The 1,391-nt window shown below is 60.5% G+C and carries 1 protein-coding gene and 1 pseudogene; both read left to right on the forward strand.

What is annotated here, in order from left to right; genetic code table 11:
* Positions 1 to 274, forward strand: a pseudogene (locus QVO51_RS04585) (glutamate synthase); the annotation flags it as partial.
* Between the two features lie 55 nt (positions 275 to 329).
* A partial coding sequence (locus QVO51_RS04590; protein ID WP_288167860.1) for a glutamine synthetase family protein occupies positions 330 to 1,391 on the forward strand: 1,062 nt, incomplete at its 3' end.

Here is a 1,391-nt window from a genome sequence, read left to right on the forward strand (position 1 = left end):
CGTGCTGGGACTGGACACGGATCAGGTGCCGGTGGGGAATTTCACCGGAACCGGTATGCACGGGGGGCATATCTGGATCCGCAGCAGCGTGAAGCCCACAAACCTGCCAGCCCAGGTGTGCGTGGAGGAGGCAGACCCCCAGGAGATCCTGCCCTATATCGAGAATTATGCAAAGCTGTTCGGGGTTTCTGTGGAAACCATTCTGGCAAAGCCCTTTTACCGGCTGAGCCCCAACGCCAAGAACCCCTACAAGCGGCTGTATACAGTGAACTAACGGCAATACCCCACAGATGCTGTGGGGTATTCCCGACTTTCAGGAGGTGCTGTCGGTGAAGCCGACCATTCAGGAGATCTCCGCCTTTGTGCGGGAGAATGATGTGAAATTTATCCGCCTTGCGTTCTGCGATCTGTACGGGGTGCAGAAGAATATTTCGATCCTGCCCAGCGAGCTGCTCCGTGCCTATCACGAGGGTATCCCCTTTGACGCCAGCGCCATTGCGGGCTTCACCGACGTGACCGAATCCGACCTGTTCCTGGTGCCGGAGCTTTCCACCCTGTCCGCCCTGCCCTGGCGTCCCCAGCAGGGCGGCGTCATCCGGTTCTACTGCGACATCAAGCGGCCGGACGGCAGTATTTTTGAGTCGGACACCCGTGCTACGCTGAAACGGGTGGTGGAGGAGTGCAGGAGTATGGATTACGCCTGCCGGATGGGTACCGAGTGTGAATTCTACCTGTTCAAGACCGATGAAAACGGCGCTCCCACCGCCATTCCCCTGGACGGCGGCAGCTACTGCGATGTAGCGCCCCTGGACAAGGGGGAGAATGTGCGCCGGGAGATCTGCCTGTGTCTGGAGGAGATGGGCATCACCCCGGAGACCTCCCACCACGAAGTGGGCAGCGGACAGAACGAGATCGATTTCAAGACGGCGGAGCCTCTGGCGGCAGCGGAAAACCTGCTGACCTTCCAGACGGTGGTGCGGAATATTTCCGCCCGGAACGGTCTGAGCGCATGCTTCCTGCCCAAGCCTCTGCCGGATCAGAGCAGCAGCGGCATGCATGTGAATCTGACCCTGCTGCGGGAGGGGCAGAACCTGTTTGCCAGCCGCAGTGAAGCATCCAGACAGTTTATGGCAGGCATCCTCCACCGGTCGGCGGAGATGACCGCATTTCTGAACCCCATTGCAAACTCCTATGACCGGCTTGGCTCCAACCATGCGCCCCTGTACATCAGCTGGTCTCCCCAGAACCGGTCCCAGCTGATCCGGCTGCCGGCTGCCACCGGGGACAAGGTGCAGATGCAGCTGCGGTCTCCGGATCCTATGGTGAACCCCTATCTGGCGTTCTCTCTGATCCTCGCCGCCGGGCTGGAGGGCATCCGGGACAGGCGGGAG

Source organism: Ruminococcus sp. CAG:379 (assembly GCF_000434255.1).
In the GTDB taxonomy this organism is placed as follows: domain Bacteria; phylum Bacillota; class Clostridia; order Oscillospirales; family Ruminococcaceae; genus Ruminococcus_F; species Ruminococcus_F champanellensis.